Genomic DNA, 18,974 nt, shown 5'->3' with positions numbered 1-18,974 from the left:
ATTTCCGATGGTGCGACTGAAACAGATTGTGCATGTCATCTTCCTGGCAGGGATCGTCGGAACGCTCTCCGGGTGCGGCATTCAGAAGACAATCGCCAATGTCCTCTATGAAGAGGACGCTGCTCCGTGGGAAACGGTCGATGCTTTTTACTACCCGGACCGGGGAGACCTAACGGTTCATCAGGCAGCATACGGGCTTGAAAATGTTGCTGCCTGCCGATCTGCAGTGAACGCCATGGCACGCCTGAACAACGACCCATCGCTTACGCGCGGCGATTACGAATGCGGGGTCGGAAAGCTCTCAGACTTCGCTAGCATTGGTGTCTATCGGCTGACTGTCCGCTAAATTGCGGGCAGCAGCTTCTGCGGGTTTCTTTTTGCCAGCGTACCGGAATCACGGAATCCGGCCTTCCCTCTCCAAGCCCGATACGTTCTACTTAATTGACGGCTCCCCCCTCTGGGCAGTTGTTTCCCCGCACCCGCATTGCCAAGTGTGGGATGCTTCTTGCCCCGCCCTCACCCGGCGGGGTTTTTTGTAGCAGCGGAGGAGTGCGGTGGCCCGTTGCCGCTGCTAGCGCCGGCCGCCGTTAGTTGATTAGTCTGCCGGGATGAAAAACGATCCTATACGTTGACCGCCCGCTCCATATCCATTTCACGCTGCGGATCATTTTATCGCTTCAGACGATGTGTGCAGTTTATACCATCAATCTTAGCAAAACTAGAATCCCGGCGACGCTAGAGCCAGGGGTTCGGCGGCAAACAGTCGCGCATGCCCGCCGGCAAGGAGCCACGCAACGATGATGGAGGACAGGCCCAATGCCGCTGCCATTGGAACGTCCCAACGCAGCCTGACGCGACCGTTCATCACGGTGGCAAACGGAATGATTGAGCTCCGTTGCGAACGCTCGGCCCATTGCGCGGCCATCCTCTTCTGCGCGCGGCGTTCGAGCATAAGGAGCCCACCGGCTGAGAACAGTGCAAAGCCCCCGAAGACGAGCAGTGATCGGAGGTCTCCGTTCGGTGCAACATGGGACAGGGACCAGAGCAGGAACCCCCAAAGAACTGGATGCCGCGTCACCGCGACAATCGCCCCTTCTGGCTCACTGGCCCCGCGAAACGTGATGGAGTAAGGGTTCGGGCTGAAGAGCCCGGCCAGCACCAAGAAAATCCCGATCGGCGCGAAGACAAGCGTGATCCAGGCCTGCCAGGGCGCCGGTGCCCACAGTTCGATGTAGTCGGTGTCGAGGGCGGCATGAAAAAGCCACGCCAGAACCGCAAGGGATGCCGCGGAATAGAGCGCAATATAGGCCTTGTGACCAAGATGCGCGATGAGCTTGGCTCGCACCGCCGGCCGGGCCGGAATCGAATGGAGCGCCAGAAAGAGGGCGAACGCCAGTATCAGTTCAGTCATATCCAAATCCTCGGCGTAACGGCCGATATCAAGCTATCCCTGTTGTGTGAACAGGATGGCAGCGATGACTACCGAGAAAGCGACGGCTGAGACCGTGCTATATCGTTGCAAAACGCCCATTCGATAAAGCGCATACGCGAACACAACGATGATTGGCGTGGCGATAACGAGGCCGACTTGGGCGTCTGTCATGGTGCTCGGTTCCTTGTATTTGCCAGCGACTATACCGCGGACGCCGGCTTTATCTTTGCGGCGGGACAAAGAGCAGCGATCGGAACGTGTCTAGTTCTGGTGTGACCAGAGCTGGAGACGCGCATAACGATGATGCCTCTATCCATGTCGGAGAGAACCGACGAAGACGACCTGCTTTTATGGATCCTGGTCTGGAGCGAGCTGACGGCTTTCTCCATCCTGTTTTTCGGCTATCTCGTCATGTCCGTCCTTCACGCGGACAATTTCGATATCGCAAGGCTGCACCTTTCGCCCCGGCTTGCGAGCTTCAACACCGTTGTTCTTCTGGCGAGCGGCTGGCAGGCCGCTTTGGCGGCAAGGGAGACCGCAAGTGAATTCAGCCGGCGGGTTTCGCTGCTTCTGACGGCGGGCCTCGGTTTTCTCTTCGTTGTGTTGAAGTTCGTCGAATACAGGAGCGAATGGCGGTTTGCCAGCGAAGACAGCTTCCGCTCGTTTTTCGAGCTTTACTTCATGATCACCGGCTTTCACCTCGCCCATGTGGTGTTTGTCGGCCTTCTCTTCGTCGTCGTTGCTATGCGGCCGCAACGCTCCAACATCGTCATGCTGGCGACCGTCTGGCACGTCATTGATCTCGTGTGGCTGGTGATGTTTCCGCTAATCTATCTGGGGTGACCAGCATGAAGCCGACCCATTCCGATAAGCTTTTTTCGAGCACCAATTGGATCATACTCCTGGGGGTTTGCTCTGGTCTTGTTCCGCGCAGTGGAAGCAAGAGGCACTCCCAACCATAGCCCTCGTCGTGGTGCTCGCCCTGACATTACTCAAGACGCGGCTAATCATTCTCGATTTTATGGGCCTGCGCAACCGCAGCCCGCGCCTCGCAGCAGCCCTTGCGGCCTGGCCCGTATTTTTCGCGGCCGTCATTCTTGCAAAGGCACTGCTGCCAGGCTGATGGCCTCGCGGCGGCACGCCTGCCACAGACCCTTCTCGGGGTCCGCCGTGGAGTCCCGCCTTCGGCTTCGCGACCCATTTTTGTTTGCCCAATCGCAAAGAAGCCAGCGCGAAAAAACGCCATTGAACAGGCGTCGTTCGATCGACTGGAATCAAGGGGACTTCGGAATGGCAGAGCGCCTTACAAAGACAGGAGCCCGCAACGTCTTTTATGGCGGATCGGCCTTTTTCTTCGCAATATTCGTGGGGCTTACCGCCCATAGCCACTACTACATGCGCACCGTCTCCACCGACGAAGCGACGCTTACTGATTCAGTGGCGCGCGGCAAGCACGTCTGGGAGAAAAACTCCTGCATCAATTGCCACACGCTGCTCGGCGAAGGGGCCTATTTCGCCCCCGAAATCGGCAACGTGTGGAAACGCTGGGGCGGCGACACCGATCCCGACAGCGCACGCGAAACCCTGAAGGGATGGATGGCGGCGCAGCCATCCGGCATCGAGGGCCGCCGCCAGATGCCGCAATTCAACCTGACCGACCAGGAGCTCAATGATCTCGCCGATTTCCTCGAATGGACGAGCAAGATCAAGACCCAAAAATGGCCCCCGAACGACGCCGGCTGACCCAGGGAAAGGGACAACGAAATGAAATATCAAACCCAGAAGGTCGCGATGCTGTATTTCTACGGCGCGCTCGGCCTGTTCGTCGCCCAGGTGCTGTTTGGCGTACTTGCCGGCACCATCTATGTGCTGCCCAATACGCTCTCCGAGCTGCTGCCTTTCAACATCGTGCGCATGGTGCACACCAACGCGCTGATCGTCTGGCTTCTGATCGGCTTCATGGGAGCAACCTACTATCTTCTGCCCGAGGAAGCGGAAACGGAGCTTTACAGCCCGAAGATCGCCATCGCCCAGTTCTGGATCTTCCTGATTGCGGCCGCTGTCGCCGTCGTCGGCTATCTCTTCCGCTATCACGAGGGCCGCGAATTCCTTGAACAACCGTTCCTGATCAAGGTCGGCATCGTCGTTGTCTGCCTCATGTTCCTCTTCAACATCACGCTGACGGTGCTCAAGGGTCGCAAGACTGTTGTCACCAACATCCTGATCTTCGGGCTCTGGGGCGTGGCAATCTTCTTCCTGTTCGCCTTCTACAACCCTGCCAACCTAGCACTCGACAAGATGTACTGGTGGTATGTCGTCCACCTGTGGGTCGAGGGTGTCTGGGAACTGATCATGGCCTCCGTGCTCGCCTTCCTGATGATCAAGCTCAACGGCATCGACCGCGAAGTGGTCGAGAAGTGGCTCTACGTCATCGTCGGCTTGGCCCTCTTTTCGGGCATTCTCGGCACCGGCCACCACTTCTACTGGATCGGCGCTCCGGGCTACTGGCAGTGGATCGGCTCGCTGTTCTCGACACTGGAGGTCGCCCCTTTCTTCACCATGGTCGTTTTCACCTTCGTGATGACCTGGAAGGCCGGCCGCAAGCATCCGAATCGCGCCGCCCTTCTCTGGTCGATCGGCTGCTCGGTCATGGCATTCTTCGGCGCCGGCGTGTGGGGCTTCCTGCACACCCTGTCTTCGGTCAACTACTACACTCACGGCACGCAGGTTACTGCCGCACACGGACACCTCGCCTTCTTCGGCGCCTATGTGATGCTCAACCTCGCGGTGATGGCCTATGCGGTTCCGGAAATCCGCGGGCGCGCACCGTACAACCAGATGCTTTCCATCGTCAGCTTCTGGATGATGTGCACAGCGATGTCGGTTATGACATTCGCGCTCACCTTCGCGGGCGTTTTGCAGGTCCACCTCCAGCGCGTGCTTGGCGAAGGTTATATGGATGTCCAGGATCAGCTGGCTCTCTTCTATTGGGTGCGCCTGGGATCGGGCGTCTTCGTGCTGATCTCCGCCCTGATGTTCCTGTGGGCCCTGTTCGTCCCTGGCAAAAAGCTCAGCGCTAGCGTTTCTCCCGGCGCCGTGCCGGCCGAATGACGGCCCCGCGACCACCGCCCCTCCACGGCGGGGTCGCATCCAATCGATCGCGAAGGACGAGCCATGAATATTTTCAACCCTGCCCTGTTGCGCGCCGACGCCGATGTTCCTGCCTATGTTCCGAAGGGGAACGAATGCAGGCTCTTCGAAACCGCGTGGGTGCGGCAATTGCCCCTGCTCCTGAAAGGGCCGACCGGATGCGGCAAGACACGCTTCGTCAGTCACATGGCTGCTCGCCTCGGCCTGCCGCTTGCCACCGTGTCCTGCCATGACGATCTCGCTGCCTCGGACCTCACGGGCCGCTTCCTGCTGAAGGGAGGCGAGACCGTGTGGGTGGATGGTCCGCTGACGAAATCGGTACGCGACGGCGGCATCTGCTATCTCGACGAGATCGTCGAGGCGCGGAAAGATGTGGCGGTCGTTATTCACCCTTTGACCGACGACCGACGTATCCTGCCGCTCGAACGGACCGGGGAAACGCTGGAAGCACCACCAGGGTTCATGCTGGTGGTGTCGTACAATCCCGGCTACCAGAATATTCTCAAGGCCCTGAAGCCATCGACCAAGCAACGGTTTATCGCGATCGATTTCGATTTCCTGCCGCGTGATCAGGAGATTGTTGTCGTCTCCGGCGAAAGCGGTCTTGACGAGGCGCACGTGGCACCCCTTGTCGACCTGGCGCGCAAGTTGAGAGCGTTGAAGGGCCAGGACATTGAAGAGGGCGTCTCGACCCGGCTGCTGGTCTATTGCGCGAGCCTGATCGACAGCGGAATGCCGGCGCGTGAAGCCGTGCTCGCGGCGCTGATCGAACCGCTGACCGACGAACCGGATGTCAAGGCGGCGCTGCGCGAAGTCGCCAATGCTGTGATCGTTTGAGGATCTGACATGCTCGACTTCCTCGAACTGGAAGAAACGGTCGGCAAGTTCTGGCACCGGCTGGTCGGTTCGACCACCAGCATGCCCCGCTATCCGGAATACGCCGTGTCTTTCGATCAGCTTAAACCGATACTCGCCTGCTGTTTCCGCGGTTTCGGGGGCGAAGTGACGGTGCAGGTCTCGCCGGCGCATGCGCGCACGTCCACCCACCGGCTGAGGCTCAGGCAATTGATCGGCGTCGGCGAAGAAAAGGTGACGCAGGCATCGCGCGATCTGGCAACGGTGCTTTTGCCGCCGGTGGTCGACCTGTTTCCCGACAGGAGCCTTAACCGGGACCTCTATATTTGGCTTGTGGCGGCGATGGCGGCCATGACCCGCCGCGAGTGCAGCGGATCTGACCGGCTGGTGCTCGATCTGCAACGCATCGAGGCTGGGCAGATGATGGTCAAGACCGTTCTGGCAACCTTCCCCGGCCTGCGGCCGGTCTATCGGCGGCTGTGTGCTGCCACATTGGAGGGAAGGCGTCGAGGCGCGTTGCCGGCTGTCGAGCAACTGGTCGAAAGCAGGATCGTCAGCCACCTGCGGCGCGGCGCCGGCCTGCCGGACGATATGCCGCCGGCCATCCTTTCGCGGAGCGCTCCGCCCGGCTACCAGCCGATGATGGGCGTACCCCTGTGGCCGGAATTCCGCTCGCGCGCGGAAGTCAAATCGAACGGGGAGGATATCGCCAGCGAAAGGGTTGATGGCGATGCGACGCAGGGTAATGCCCGGTACAAGGCAACGCGGCAGCACGAGAACGAGCGGCGCTCCGAGCGCAGCCCGTTCATTCTCAATCGTTTCGAGAAAATTCTTGCCATGGCCGAGATGGTCAATGTCGATCGTCCCACCGACGACGGCGAGGACAACGACAGAACGGCGGCCGACGATCTGGACGACGTGACGCTGGGACGGCGGAAGGAGCGGCCCTCCTCCAAATTTCGCTTCGACCTCGACCTGCCCCCCGAAATGGTCGACCCGGCCGGCGTCACCGCGGAGATCAGCTATCCGGAATGGGACTATCGCAAGGGCCAGTACCTGGACAATTACGCGCGGGTGCTGACCGCATCTGCAACGGCAACGGGCGAACGGGACGTCCAGAGCGATGAAACCCGTGCCTTGATCCGCAAGGTCCGGCGACAGTTCGAAATTCTGCGGCCACGGCAGGAGATCCACAAGGCGCAGCTGGACGGCGCCGACCTCGACCTCGACGCACTTGTGCGCTCAAAGGCTGATATTGCCGCCGGCGGCCAGGGCAGCGACCGGATCTATCTGACAAGCCGGCCGAGAACGCCCGATCTGGCAACCACCATCCTGGTTGATGTTTCCCTCTCCACCGATGCCTGGATCGATAATCGTCGAGTTCTCGATGTGGAAAAGGAGGCGCTGCTCGTGCTTGCCCAGGGATTGGAGGTCTGCGGCAGCATGCATTCGATCCTGACGTTTACATCCAGGCGCCGATCCTGGGTTCGCGTCGAGACGGTCAAGGGATTTTCAGAGACGCTAAACGGTGCGGTCGAGGATCGTATCGCCGGCCTGAAACCCGGCTACTACACCCGTATGGGTGCCGCGATCCGGCACGCAGCAGCGGAACTCCGGAAACAATCGAGCAGAAAGAAGCTTCTGCTGGTTCTGACCGACGGCAAGCCCAACGACATCGACCACTACGAGGGGCGGTTTGCGCTCGAGGACAGCCGCCGGGCGGTTCAGGAAGCCCGCAGGTGCGGAACCAGCGTCTTTGCCGTGACGGTCGATCGCGATGCCAACATCTATCTGCCGATGCTGTTTGGCCGCAACGGCTTTGCGATGGTCGGAGAGATATCGAAATTGCCTGTTGCCTTGCCGACCATCTATCGCGGACTAACAGAGTAGAAGGAAATGCGTCCGCCGAGAGGCCCGGCATCCGCGGATACCGGGCCTTTTCGCTTACAGGAACGGCCTCAGGCAGCCTTGCTGAAGGTTCGTCCTTCCTTGCCGAGATAGGCGTCGAAAGCTGCAGCGACGGACCGGACGATGAAGCGATATTGCTCGTTCACGCGAACTGCACCTCCGGCCACAAGAACAAGACCCTCGCCAAGCAGCTCGTCCAGCTTCGGTTGTTTTCGAGGACAAGCTCGGGATAGAACCCATGCCTTCCGGCGATGGCCGCGACATCGACGGTGAAATCACACATGACCCGCTCGATCAGTTCTGCCCGGAACCGGTCCTCAGGTGTCAGATGATATCAGCCTGGGACATCCGGCTCTCTCTTTGCTGTTCATCGTGCCGCAAATCTAAAAGACGGTCGCCTGCCGGTCTTTGAGCGAGGTCAATGAAATTGTCCGCATTTCTGACGATTGTTTGCTCGGCAGCAAATTGGCACCAGCGCCCCGGCGCTATCCTTGCACCTGCCGTGTGAGAACCGCCTCGTCATTCGGCAGATGCAACAGAGGCCCATGGAACGTTTCATGTCGAGCACCCAAAACATACCGCTGATCGATGTCAGGACCATTGCCCCCGCTGAACGCCACCCCAGAATCTTCGGCACGCTCACCGCGCTCGCCCCTGGCGGGTTGATGCATGTGACAAGCGATCACGATCCGCGCCCGCTCCACTACCAGATCGAAACCCGCTACCCTGACCAGTTCCAATGGCAGTATCTCGAGCAAGGTCCGGATGTGTGGCGCGTCGAAATCAAGCGATCCGAAAGTTCGGGCTGCGACTGCGCCTGTGGTCACTGAACCGCGGGCTGAGCCTTTCAGTTAAGGACTGACAATGCCGTCTGCTACGCTTTCACGATGGACCATGTCCTACTTCGCAGCGGCGCTTGTCTTCCTGCTGATCGGCGAAGCTCTGCTGGCCGGTGGCTTCGGTCACCCGGACCTTGCGATCGAAGCCCCCGAAACGCTGGTCATCGTCCACACCCTTGCGATTGGTTGGCTCGGACTACTGTTTTCGGGTGCGCTGCTGCAATTCGTGCCGGTTCTGGTCGCAACACCGTTGCGAGCGCCAAAGCTCGCCCTGCCCGCGCTTCTTTTCATCCTCTGCGGGCTGTCCCTGCTGATCGTGGGTTTCCTCGGTTTGAGCGGCCGGTTCACGGTATGGCCGGGCGTCTTGCCAAGCGGGGGCTTCCTTCTTGCCTGCGGTTTCGGCTCGCTCGGCTGGAGCCTCACCGCGACGCTCCTGTCCGCTCGTCCTTTGGCATTGCCGGGCAAGTTCGTCGCAACAGGCATGGCCGCAATGATCGCCACCGTAGTAACGGGCCTCTGTTTCACGCTCGGGCTGTCGGGCTTCGCCGACGAGTTCCACCTGACCAATCTGCTCGCGGGTGGCATCGGCCTGCATGCGACCATGGGTCTGTGGGGGTGGATGACGGTAACAGCAATCGGGGTCAGCTACCGCCTTTTGTCGATGTTCCTGCTTTCGCCTGAAGGCGACAGGCAGATCACCGCGCTCGTCTGGCTATCGTCGGTGGTGGCACTGGTCCTTCTCCTCTGTGCCCTCGCAGCGACGGCTTTCGGCCTGCCCACGAGCGTCCCTCTGGTGGTTGCGGCCGTGATCGCAACGGCAGGACTTGCCCTCTATGTCCGCGACATTGCCCAGATCTATCGGCAGCGGCGCAGAAGGGTACCTGAACTGAACACCGTGATTAGTCTCGCCGCCATGATTTTTCTCGCGGCGGGCGCCGGACTTTACGTCGTTGCGACACTTACCGACACCTTGGATGCGCAGGCCGGTCCTATCGCCTATTTCATCGGGGTGGGGTGGCTGACGACCCTCGGGCTTGGACAACTCTACAAGATCATCCCGTTCATGACGTGGATGGAGTGCTATGGCCCGGTGCTTGGAAAAGCCCCCGTGCCAAGGGTTCAGGATCTGGTCAGCGAGCGGGTCGCGTCGCGGTGGTTCGCCCTTTATCTTCTGTCTGTCGCCACGGCGGCACTGATGTTGCTTCTGCAGGCTGGTCTGGCATTCCGTGTTGCCAGCACCGCGGTGATGATTACGACGCTCGGGCTGGTGTTCCAGTTCATGCGCTCCCGCCGCTTGTCATGCGCTGCGCCGCATATCCGATTGCCCGACGGCGTATTGATGCCGCCGCTGTTTCTACCCGATTTCAGACACAGGAGATGAACGATGACCGACGATTTCGCGCAGCTGGATGTCCGGCCGATCTTGAGGAACGGTGGCGAGCCCTTTCAGGCCATCATGGGAGCGGTCAGCGCCCTTAACCCCGGTCAGGGGTTGAAGCTGCTTGTGACATTTCGCCCCCAACCCCTGTTCGGCGTGATGGCAAGCAGAGGGTTCAACCACGAGGTGGTCGAGCTGGATGGCGGTGATTTCGAGGTGCGGTTTACCCCGACGCAAACTGCGCCCGTGCAAGCCTCCGAAGACGCAGTCATGCCCGAACTCTGGCCCGATCCGGCTGTCGAAATGGATCTCTGCGACCTCTTGCCGCCTGAACCGATGGTTCGGATCCTCTCGGAAGCGGAAAGGTTGGACCCCGGTCAGGTCATTTTCGCTTTGCTCTCCAGAGAACCTCTTTTCCTCTATCCGGAACTGATAAAGCGCGGTCACAAATGGGTCGGCAATTTCGACTCTACGAAAGACACCTACCGGATCATGGTCCGCGTTGGAAAGAAGGACGATCACCATGTCAGCGCGTGAACCTGGCTCCGCGGCTCAAACCGAGAGCATCCATCGGGCCCTCCACATCGTCATCGATCCGGAACTGGGCCGCAGCGTCGTTGATATCGGCCTGATCTACGGAATCCGCAACGACGTTGATGGCAACGTCGCCGTCACCATGACAACGACGGTCCCCGGCTGCCCGGCGGCGGGCTTTCTGGTGGAAGCCGTGCGCAACTGTGTCGCCGGCATCGACGGTGTCGGCAATGTCGATGTCCATCTGACCTACGATCCGCCCTGGACGCCCGACAGGATGACCGGCTAGGGGCCAGATCGTGGCGGCGCGATGCGTTGCCGTCCTACTCTGTGATGACGCCCTGATGGATGCTTGCCATGGCCCGCTGCAGATCGCCGATCGCCGACGCCGACGGCAGGGTCTCGCCTTCCAGTTCCTTGGGCATTTTCCAGCCGGGATCGATCCCTTGCATGTTGGGCAGCTCGTGGGCGATGCCCTTGTGGCAATCGATGCATGTCGCCTTGCCGGCCAGAAGGTAGCGCGTGTGGATTTCCGCCGCCCTCTGGGTCTGCTTGGAAAGATCCATGGCGACCGACGAATGACAGTTGCGGCATTCCAGACTATCGTTCGCCTTCAGCCGCGCCCATTCATGCTGGGCAAGCTCGAGCCGGTGATCGAGAAATTTCTGCCTCGTGTTGATCGTCCCGAAGATTTTTCCCCAAACTTCCTTGGAGGCCTGCATCTTGCGCGCAATCTTGTCCGTCCATTCATGCGGAACATGACAGTCCGGACAGGACGCCCTGACGCCTGACCTGTTGGAAAAATGGATGGTGCGTGTCAGCTCTTCGTACACGTTCGCTCTCATCTCGTGGCACGAAACGCAGAATTCCTCGGTATTGGTCATTTCGAGCGCCGTGTTGAAAGCGCCCCAGAAGATCACTCCGCCCAGGAACCCTCCCAGCGTGAGAAAGGCGAGACTGAGCGTTGCTGCGGGCGTGGTCAGAACGCGCCAGACCCATCCGACCAGACGTTTCAAGCGACCCATGTCACTCGCTCCCCAAAGGCTTGACGCCCATTTCGCTCATATCCTTGAATGTGTTTTGGACGAGCGGTTTCACGTCGGCCTGGGGAACGTGACAGGCTGTGCAGAAGTACCGCCTTGGCGAAACGTCAGCGAGCATCTGCCCGTCGCGGGTCATGTAGTGTGTCACGCTGATCATTGGCGCGCCTGAGTCCTGCGTGAACTCTCGCTTGTGACAGGAAAGGCACCTGTTTGTGTTGACAGAGAGCTGATAGCCCTCGATCGAATGTGGAATGACGGGTGGTTGATCGGGGTAAGCCCGCATCTTGCGGACGTCGTCGACGACCCATTTCGGCATCGGCTGGGCGGCGAGTTCGTCCATGGATTGTTTCGGACCGGACAGCTCCGGCACCATCTGCGCCAAAGCCGCGGTGCCACCCGCCAACGTCAGCGAAAGGAGCACAAGCGCCCAACGGCGGCGCGAGATCAGGCGACGGAAACGATTTTGACTGCGCATTTCTTGAAATCCGTCTGTTTTGAGATGGGATCCGTGGCGTCAAGCGTCACCTTGTTGATCAACTGGCTGGCGTCGAACCAGGGAACGAAGATGACGCCCGGCGGCATGCGGTTTCGGCCGCGCGTTTCGACTCTGGAACGGATTTCGCCGCGCCTCGAAATGATCCTGATTTCAGCGCCCTGGTTCAGCCCACGTTTTCGCGCGTCATCCGCGTTCATGAAGCAGCGGGCGCCCGGAAACGCCTTGTAAAGCTCAGGCACCCGCATTGTCATCGAGCCCGAATGCCAGTGCTCGAGGACACGGCCAGTGACGAGCCAGACATCGTATTCCTCATCCGGCGATTCGGCGGGAGGCTCATAGGGAACTGCAAGGATGACCGCCCTGCCGTCGGGACGCCCGTAGAACTTCACTCCTTCCCCGGGCTTTACATAGGGATCGAGGCCCTCACGGTAGCGCCACTTGGTCTCCTTGCCATCGACGACAGGCCATCGAAGCCCGCGTTCCTCGTGATAACGGTCGTAGGGCGCCAGATCGTGCCCGTGCCCCCGGCCGAAGGTGGCATATTCCTCGAACAGACCCTTCTGGATGTAGCAACCGAATGCGTCGGCTTCTTTGTTGGCGTATTCGGCCTTGACCTCGCTCAGGGGGAACTGATCGACCTGCCCGTTCTTGAAAAGGACGTCGTAGAGGGTCTTGCCGCGAAACTCGGCGTGTTTGTCGAGGATTTCGGCGGGCCAGACTTCGTCGGTCGTGAACCGCTTGGAGAACTCGACCAGCTGCCAGAGATCGGAGCGTGCTTCGCCGGGCGCATCGACGAGCTGGTGCCAGACATGGGTGCGGCGTTCGGCGTTCCCGTAGGCGCCTTCCTTCTCCACCCACATGGCTGCAGGCAGGACAAGGTCTGCGCTCATTGCCGTAATCGTCGGGTAGGCATCGGAGACAACGATGAAATTCTCCGGATTGCGATAGCCCTGATAAGTCTCGTTGCTGGTGTTCGGTCCTGCCTGCACATTGTTGTTGACCTGGACCCAGTAGAAGCTCAGCTTGCCGTCCTTCAGCATGCGATCCTGTTGGACGGCATGATAGCCGGGTTTCTCGGGAATGATCCCGTGGGGAATCCGCCAGATCTCCTCGGCGTGCTCGCGGTGCTTCGGATTGGTCACCGTCATATCGGCCGGAAGACGGTGCGCGAAAGTGCCGACCTCTCGGGCCGTGCCGCAGGCCGAAGGCTGACCCGTAAGCGAAAACGGGCTGTTCCCCGGCTCGGAAATCTTACCCGTCAGCAGATGAATATTGTAGACCATCTGGTTGGCCCAGACGCCCCGGACATGCTGGTTGAACCCCATGGTCCATAGCGACATGACCTTTCGATCCGGGTCGGCGTAGAGCTCGGCCAGTTGCTCGAGAAAGCCTGCCTCCACGCCTGTCAGCTCGGCGGTCTTCTCAAGCGTGTATTCCGAGACGAACGCCTTGAAGGCTTCGAAATCGATCGGCTCGGTTTTCGTCGGATCGGCGGAATTGGCAGCCTTCATCTCGACCGGGTTGTCGGGCCGCAAACCGTAGCCGATGTCCGTGACGCCGCGCATGAACGTCGTGTGCTTGCTGACGAACTCTTCGTTGACCCGGCCGGTGGTGATGATGTGGTTGGCGATGTAGTTCAGGATCGCAAGATCGGTCCCCGGTGTGAAGACGATCGGGATATCAGCGAGGTCCATGCTGCGATGGGTGAAGGTCGATAGGACCGCCACCTTGACATGTTCATGGCCGAGCCGCCGGTCCGCAAGCCGCGTCCATAGGATCGGGTGCATCTCGGCCATGTTCGAGCCCCAGAGCACGAAGGCATCGGCATGCTCGAAATCGTCGTAGCAGCCCATAGGCTCGTCCATGCCGAACGTCCGCATGAAGGCATAGGCTGCCGATGCCATGCAATGTCTTGCATTGGGGTCTAGATTGTTGGAGCGGAAGCCGGCGCGCATCAGCTTGGTCGCCGCGTAACCTTCGAAGATCGTCCATTGCCCCGAGCCAAACATGCCGACGGCCGTCGGTCCTTTTTCCTTCAGCACCTTCTTGCACTGGGCGGCCATCACATCAAAGGCCTCGCTCCAGCTTACGGGCTCGAACTCACCGTCCTTGGCATAGGCCCCGTCCCGCTTGCGCAACAGCGGTGTCGTCAGGCGATCAGAGCCATACATGATTTTGGAGAGGAAATAGCCCTTGATGCAATTGAGGCCGCGATTGACCTCGGCCTGCATATCGCCGTGCGTGGCGACCACCTGCCCTTCCTTGACGCCGAGCATGACACCGCAGCCCGTTCCGCAGAACCGACATGGTGCCTTCGACCACTTGATCTCGAGGGATGACAGCCCACCCGGAACAGGCTGCGCGTTCGCGGGAAGCGCGATGCCGGCCGTCGCGGCTGCGATGCCAGCCGCATGGGCTTTCAGAACATCACGCCGCGTCAGTTCGTTTTTCATCACCGGTTATCTCCTCAAACTCGACATGCTCGAACACCATATTTGCCGCCACTACACCCTCGAGCAGAGACATTTCCGAGAGCCTCGCACCAAGCGCGCCTGTACTCCCGCCTTCGATGACCACGACAATCTTTCCGCCTTCAGCGGCATGGACCTCCACACCATCCATGGAGGCGAGTTGTTCCTGAACTACAGCCAGCTTTTCGGACCGCACCACGACGATCGCGCTTGATACATGATAGGGTCGACGCTCAGCCATGCATCTGTCCTCCACCGGTGCTTCCCCCAGCAATGTTTCCTTTTGCCATGTCTTTTCTCGCCAAGGGGGCGACGCCGATTGCGCCTATCGGGCAGACCGAAAGGCAGGCCCCGCAGCCATTGCAAATCTCCGGATCCAGAAGGGGGCGGAAAGGGCCGCCCAATTGCGGCTCGAAACGGATGGCATCGACCGGACAGTGATCCCTGCAGGACTGGCAATCCGTCCGGTGAAGTGCCAGGCAGCTATCCGCAATGCGTATCACATGGTCAAAGGCCGGCGGTGCAGAGCGGTCAAACACGGGCTCCGGGCAGACATCGCCGCACTTGCCGCACAGGGTGCATTCACCGCGAGAAAAATCGATCGACGGCTTGCCGCCGGCAAACGTGATAATGCCCGTCGGGCAGGCCGTAACGCATGCGCCGCACGACGTGCAGGCGGCCAAGCCATCCAGGGACACGCCGGGGGGACAGACGCACGGGGCTTGCGGACCAAGCCGTCCCCGCAGGATATTGCGCCGCGTTAGCTGGGTATCGCTCATCGCACCCTCAATGCGCTGGCGGACCAGGCGGTCCAAAGACGATCTGATACATCCAGACAAGGAAACCAAATCCGCCGACCACACCGACTGCGACGATTGGCCAGATTCCGAAGGCCAAGATCGCAAAGGTCACAAGCTCCCGCCGCCTCGCCTTCGCCCGGTCCGGAACCTCAAACGTGTCGTCCGTTGGAGACGTGGACATCCGCGCGTACCCTCCCTACCAACTGAACCCAGCCGTAACATGAATACACATGAATTACATCTGTTTTAATACTAACATTTTGAATTCATGTTTTTTATTTCCGATTGAATTAATAAATTCCGGCGTCGGCGCATCTATTGATTGTGCATTGCAGCATTATGGCTTCCCGGACTTTATTTCGCTAAATCCGTTTCCTTTGGGATTTATGACATTTCCTTTGGCATCCATAAATATTATTGATTTTGTACGCTCCGAGACAGTATTAGTCCTGACTGAACCTCAGATCCTGCGGCGAGCGAGCACCAGCATCGGGCCATATTCGATAACGAAAAGCCCGAAAGCGCATATCCACAGACCACCCGACAAAGCGTAGATCGCAGGGGTAAACTCTGGAAGAAGCGCGGTGGCGGGGCGGGCAAGCGCACAGGCCACAATCGCCGCGTAGGAAGCGCAGGTCATTTTCGAAGCTGTCAGGATTCGTCCCGTGTGCCCGCGACTCGCGCGGGTCATGACGGCGATCATCATCGAGGCGACCGTGCCGATTGTCATCACATGCAAGGCGGATGTCGGGTCGACAATATCCAGGGAAGCCAAGGCGATCGCGATGAAGCCGAGGGGCACGAACAGATAGGCGACATGCAGAATTGCGACCAGCATCTCGGCGAACGTCGTCCAGCCCCGCCAGCGCCAGAGCCGGACGGCGTGGAGTACGGCACCGGTCAGGGCAGCGATGGCTGTAACCTGAAGATCGGGCGCGCTCACCCATAGCCCCAACGCCAGAACACCCACTGCAATGCAGCCGCTGTCGAAGGAATTGAAGGGCGCCGGAAAATCGGTCCTGCCGCGACCACTGATCCAGTTGCGGGTGAAGCTCGGAATGATCCGCCCGCCGATGACCATGATCAGCCCGACATAGGCAGCGATCGCCAGCCTATAGGCAAAGTCTGGATGTTCGCCGGCAACCACTTCATAGTGAAAGAAAAGATTGGCCACGGAAAGCGCGACGAGGCCGGCGATGACTTTCAGATCCTTCCATTTCCGACCGGCGACGACTTCACGCACGCAGATGAGAAGCAAGACGGGGAGAAACAAGGCATCGACGGCGACCGCCACGGCAATCCCGGTTTGGTCCGACGCCAGGAAGACCAGCCTGCCGGAAAGCCACAGAATAAAGAGAATGAAAAGCGGCCAGCCGGAGACCGGCAGACGGCCCGTCCAGTTCGGCACGGCCGTGAGCAGAAACCCCGCAAGGACGGCGGAAGAATACCCGAACAGCATTTCGTGCGCGTGCCAGTGATGGGCCCCATATTCCTCGGCAACCGTCATGCCACCCGCAATGGTCAAGATCCAAATGCCCATGGCAACGATAGCCCATAGCGCACCGCCGAGGAAAAACGGACGAAACCCGTAGGAAAAAAGAACCGGACCGGTTCTTGCTAGTCCTCTGGGAACGCCGTTTCGCTTGCCGGCAGGTGTCGTCATGGTCGTCATTTCGAAAGCTCCTTTATCTGGAGGCATTCAACAGTGAAAGCGACCACTCTTCTTTGAGAACACGCAAGGAAGATCTCGAAATGTTTGTGCCGGAGCAAAGATGGATCAGCGATGGCGAATACATTGGTGCTCAACAGAACGGGGATAGCTCCGCTCTTGCTCAAGGAGAGAACCGATGACTGACCATATCCAGATGACCCGGCGTTCGATATTGGCCGGCGCCGCATTTGCAAGCGCCGTCGCCCCGCTTGTCACCGCAAATTTTGCCCAGGCGGAAGAGCCGCCGGCAAAGATGAAGCCCGCCGATCTCTCGACCCTGCCGCGCAGGAAGGTCGAGCTCATCAAGCCGCCCTTCGTACATGAACACACGCAGAAAGCCGAAGGCGGGCCGAAGGTCGTCGAATTCACTTTGACGATCGAGGAAAAGAAGATGATCGTCGACGATCAAGGTACCGAAATTCATGCCATGACGTTCAACGGGTCGGTGCCTGGTCCCCTCATGGTTGTGCATCAGGACGACTACGTCGAGCTGACGCTGATCAACCCGGAAACCAACACGCTCCAGCACAACATCGACTTCCACGCGGCAACCGGCGCTCTGGGCGGCGGGGCACTGACGGTCGTCAATCCCGGTGAGAAGACGATCCTTCGCTTCAAAGCAACCAAGGCGGGCGTCTTCGTCTACCATTGCGCACCTCCCGGAATGGTGCCGTGGCACGTCACCTCTGGAATGAACGGCGCGATCATGGTGCTGCCGCGTGACGGCTTGGACGACGGCCAGGGTCACCCACTCACCTACGACCGCGTCTACTATGTTGGCGAGCAGGACTTCTACGTGCCGAAGGATGAGGCCGGGAAGTACAAGAAATACGAGAGCGTCGGCGATGCCTATGCAGACACGCTGGAAGTGATGCGCACCCTGACGCCGAGCCATATCGTCTTCAACGGGGCGGTCGGCGCGCTGACCGGCGAGAATGCGCTGAAAGCCGCCGTGGGCGAAAAGGTGCTGATCGTCCATTCGCAGGCCAACCGCGACACCCGGCCGCACCTGATCGGCGGCCACGGAAACTTCGTCTGGGCGACGGGCAAATTCAACAACATTCCCGATCGCGACCAGGAAACCTGGTTCATCCCGGGCGGGACTGCGGGCGCTGCCTTCTATACTTTCGAGCAGCCCGGCATCTACGCCTATGTGAACCACAACCTGATCGAGGCCTTTGAACTGGGGGCTGCCGCGCACTTCACCGTGACCGGCGACTGGAACGACGATCTCATGACATCGGTTCTGGCATCGAGCGGAAGCTGATATTCCTTCAAACAGATGCAGGCCCTTCTCAGGGCCTGCATCGCCACGCGAGACATGAACCCGGCTGCGACACTGCCCGGTTGCGTTTCCAGGGGGCGGCGATGCCCGCATTTCAGGCCACATTCACAAAGCCGATGGTTCAAACGCTCATTCCCGCAGTGCTCCTGGCGGTCCTGGCAGCAAGTGTCGTCCAGCAGTCAGGCCTCCTTGACGCGGCGCCGGCCGATGCAGCCCTCCACGAGCCGCGCACGGTTGTTATTCAGCCGCGCCAATTCTCCTATCGCGGAGACGGAGAATATCTGCGCGGCAGCTATGTCGTCGACGCCCCGATGGTCACAGTGACCGAAACGCGACCCCTGACGATCATGAAATTCCAGGTATCGATCGGCGACTACGAAACCTGCGTCGCCGACTATGTCTGCGATCCGCCCGAGGGAATTTCAACCGCTCAGCCGGACCTGCCGGTTACCGGTGTCAGCTACGATGACGCCCAAACCTATGCAGCCTGGTTGTCGAGAAAGACCGGCTCCTTCTGGACACTGCCCAGCGATCGGCAACTCGCCTTCGCGGCGGGAACGAGTTTTCCGGACGACGCGCTGGGGCTCGACCCAAACGGCAACAACCCGGCGATCCGGTGGCTCGCGGATTATCGCCGTGAAGCGGCCGAACGCGCGAAACGCGATCCGGCTCCGCGCATCCTCGGCAGCTTCGGCGAAAACGAACACGGACTTGCCGACTTCGGCGGCAATGTCTGGGAATGGACGGACACCTGCCACCAGCGCGTTCAGCTCAAAAGCGACGGTTCGGTCAGGAGTATCGAACCGACATGCGGCGTCTACGTGACCGTCGGCAATCATCGCTCGCCCATGACGTCCTTCGTCAGGGATCCCAGGGGCGGCGGCTGCGCAGTCGGCACACCTCCCGACCATCTGGGCTTCCGTCTCATCAGATCGACGCGCTGGTACGCACCTCTCCTCAACAGGCTGCGCGACAGGGGCATTCAGCTCTGAGACGCGCGTCCTGCGACGATATCTAACCTTTCGTTGAACCGGACCGCCATGCTAGAAAGCCCTATAGCGGACGGAGTGGG

At 59.9% G+C, this 18,974-nt stretch carries 22 protein-coding genes; 13 read left to right on the top strand and 9 right to left on the bottom strand.

Annotation, left to right across the window (positions count from 1 at the left end; all coding sequences use genetic code 11):
- The first annotated feature begins 7 nt into the window (after positions 1–7).
- The gene (locus A3AY_RS0120155) at positions 8–346 is read left to right on the top strand and encodes a hypothetical protein (protein ID WP_018327480.1); all 339 of its coding nucleotides are present in this window, start codon (positions 8–10) and stop codon (positions 344–346) included.
- A gap of 372 nt (positions 347–718) precedes the next feature.
- Here the strand turns inward: A3AY_RS0120155 and A3AY_RS0120150 are convergent, their stop codons facing one another.
- Positions 719–1,411, bottom strand: coding sequence for an NnrU family protein (locus A3AY_RS0120150; protein WP_018327479.1), 693 nt, complete (start codon positions 1,409–1,411; stop codon positions 719–721).
- Between the two features lie 33 nt (positions 1,412–1,444).
- A complete protein-coding gene (locus tag A3AY_RS39780; protein WP_018327478.1) occupies positions 1,445–1,603 on the bottom strand; it encodes a hypothetical protein in 159 nt (52 codons plus the stop codon).
- A gap of 144 nt (positions 1,604–1,747) precedes the next feature.
- On the opposite strand from A3AY_RS39780, the gene A3AY_RS0120140 reads away from it, so the two are divergent.
- From A3AY_RS0120140 to A3AY_RS0120085, 10 genes are all read left to right on the top strand, one after another.
- Complete coding sequence (locus A3AY_RS0120140; protein ID WP_018327477.1) at positions 1,748–2,275, top strand: cytochrome c oxidase subunit 3; 528 nt, start codon at positions 1,748–1,750, stop codon at positions 2,273–2,275.
- A 46-nt stretch (positions 2,276–2,321) separates the two neighbouring features.
- Entirely contained in the window at positions 2,322–2,555 is a 234-nt protein-coding gene (locus A3AY_RS41525; RefSeq protein WP_083925997.1) for a cytochrome C oxidase subunit IV family protein, read from the top strand.
- Between the two features lie 167 nt (positions 2,556–2,722).
- Positions 2,723–3,175: a c-type cytochrome gene (locus A3AY_RS0120130; RefSeq protein ID WP_018327475.1), complete on the top strand. Its 453-nt coding sequence runs from the start codon at positions 2,723–2,725 to the stop codon at positions 3,173–3,175.
- 21 nt (positions 3,176–3,196) lie between these two features.
- Positions 3,197–4,543, top strand: a complete 1,347-nt coding sequence (locus A3AY_RS0120125; protein ID WP_018327474.1) for a nitric-oxide reductase large subunit — start codon at positions 3,197–3,199, stop codon at positions 4,541–4,543.
- Positions 4,544–4,606: 63 nt separating this feature from the next.
- Positions 4,607–5,419, top strand: coding sequence for a CbbQ/NirQ/NorQ/GpvN family protein (locus tag A3AY_RS0120120; RefSeq protein WP_018327473.1), 813 nt, complete (start codon positions 4,607–4,609; stop codon positions 5,417–5,419).
- Positions 5,420–5,428: 9 nt separating this feature from the next.
- Positions 5,429–7,327 carry a nitric oxide reductase activation protein NorD gene (locus tag A3AY_RS0120115; protein ID WP_018327472.1) on the top strand — a complete coding sequence of 633 codons (1,899 nt, stop codon included), beginning with the start codon at positions 5,429–5,431 and terminating at the stop codon, positions 7,325–7,327.
- Between the two features lie 575 nt (positions 7,328–7,902).
- Complete coding sequence (locus tag A3AY_RS0120100; protein ID WP_040669027.1) at positions 7,903–8,175, top strand: DUF2249 domain-containing protein; 273 nt, start codon at positions 7,903–7,905, stop codon at positions 8,173–8,175.
- 64 nt (positions 8,176–8,239) lie between these two features.
- Positions 8,240–9,565: a hypothetical protein gene (locus A3AY_RS0120095; protein WP_018327468.1), complete on the top strand. Its 1,326-nt coding sequence runs from the start codon at positions 8,240–8,242 to the stop codon at positions 9,563–9,565.
- A 3-nt stretch (positions 9,566–9,568) separates the two neighbouring features.
- Positions 9,569–10,099 carry a DUF2249 domain-containing protein gene (locus tag A3AY_RS0120090; RefSeq protein ID WP_018327467.1) on the top strand — a complete coding sequence of 177 codons (531 nt, stop codon included), beginning with the start codon at positions 9,569–9,571 and terminating at the stop codon, positions 10,097–10,099.
- Positions 10,086–10,385 (top strand): metal-sulfur cluster assembly factor, encoded by a 300-nt coding sequence (locus A3AY_RS0120085; protein ID WP_018327466.1) that lies wholly within the window; start codon positions 10,086–10,088, stop codon positions 10,383–10,385. Before A3AY_RS0120090 ends, A3AY_RS0120085 begins: the two co-directional genes overlap by 14 nt.
- Positions 10,386–10,419: 34 nt before the next feature.
- On the opposite strand, the gene A3AY_RS0120080 is transcribed toward A3AY_RS0120085, so the two are convergent.
- From A3AY_RS0120080 to A3AY_RS0120055, 7 genes are all read right to left on the bottom strand, one after another.
- Positions 10,420–11,121 carry a cytochrome c3 family protein gene (locus A3AY_RS0120080; protein ID WP_018327465.1) on the bottom strand — a complete coding sequence of 234 codons (702 nt, stop codon included), beginning with the start codon at positions 11,119–11,121 and terminating at the stop codon, positions 10,420–10,422.
- Between the two features lies 1 nt (position 11,122).
- A complete protein-coding gene (locus A3AY_RS0120075; protein ID WP_018327464.1) occupies positions 11,123–11,614 on the bottom strand; it encodes a nitrate reductase cytochrome c-type subunit in 492 nt (163 codons plus the stop codon).
- Positions 11,584–14,088, bottom strand: coding sequence for a periplasmic nitrate reductase subunit alpha (gene napA, locus A3AY_RS0120070; protein ID WP_018327463.1), 2,505 nt, complete (start codon positions 14,086–14,088; stop codon positions 11,584–11,586). The genes A3AY_RS0120075 and napA overlap by 31 nt, the downstream gene beginning before the upstream one ends.
- Positions 14,063–14,347, bottom strand: a complete 285-nt coding sequence (locus A3AY_RS0120065; RefSeq protein WP_018327462.1) for a chaperone NapD — start codon at positions 14,345–14,347, stop codon at positions 14,063–14,065. Before A3AY_RS0120065 ends, napA begins: the two co-directional genes overlap by 26 nt.
- Complete coding sequence (gene napF / locus A3AY_RS38010; protein WP_083925996.1) at positions 14,340–14,885, bottom strand: ferredoxin-type protein NapF; 546 nt, start codon at positions 14,883–14,885, stop codon at positions 14,340–14,342. The genes A3AY_RS0120065 and napF overlap by 8 nt, the downstream gene beginning before the upstream one ends.
- Positions 14,886–14,892: 7 nt before the next feature.
- On the bottom strand, positions 14,893–15,087 hold the full coding sequence (napE, locus tag A3AY_RS0120060) for a periplasmic nitrate reductase, NapE protein (RefSeq protein WP_018327461.1): 195 nt from the start codon (positions 15,085–15,087) through the stop codon (positions 14,893–14,895).
- A 279-nt stretch (positions 15,088–15,366) separates the two neighbouring features.
- Positions 15,367–16,578, bottom strand: coding sequence for an NnrS family protein (locus A3AY_RS0120055; protein WP_018327460.1), 1,212 nt, complete (start codon positions 16,576–16,578; stop codon positions 15,367–15,369).
- 175 nt (positions 16,579–16,753) lie between these two features.
- On the opposite strand from A3AY_RS0120055, the gene nirK reads away from it, so the two are divergent.
- Together nirK and A3AY_RS0120045 are read left to right on the top strand one after the other, a co-directional pair.
- Positions 16,754–17,884 carry a copper-containing nitrite reductase gene (gene nirK / locus A3AY_RS0120050; protein ID WP_018327459.1) on the top strand — a complete coding sequence of 377 codons (1,131 nt, stop codon included), beginning with the start codon at positions 16,754–16,756 and terminating at the stop codon, positions 17,882–17,884.
- A gap of 101 nt (positions 17,885–17,985) precedes the next feature.
- The gene (locus tag A3AY_RS0120045; RefSeq protein WP_051108379.1) at positions 17,986–18,894 is read left to right on the top strand and encodes an SUMF1/EgtB/PvdO family nonheme iron enzyme; all 909 of its coding nucleotides are present in this window, start codon (positions 17,986–17,988) and stop codon (positions 18,892–18,894) included.
- The last annotated feature ends 80 nt before the right edge of the window (positions 18,895–18,974 follow it).

Origin of the sequence: Rhizobium giardinii bv. giardinii H152, from assembly GCF_000379605.1 — a bacterium.
Taxonomy (GTDB): Bacteria; Pseudomonadota; Alphaproteobacteria; order Rhizobiales; family Rhizobiaceae; genus Pararhizobium; species Pararhizobium giardinii.
This window is presented reverse-complemented; position numbering and strand designations above follow the sequence as displayed.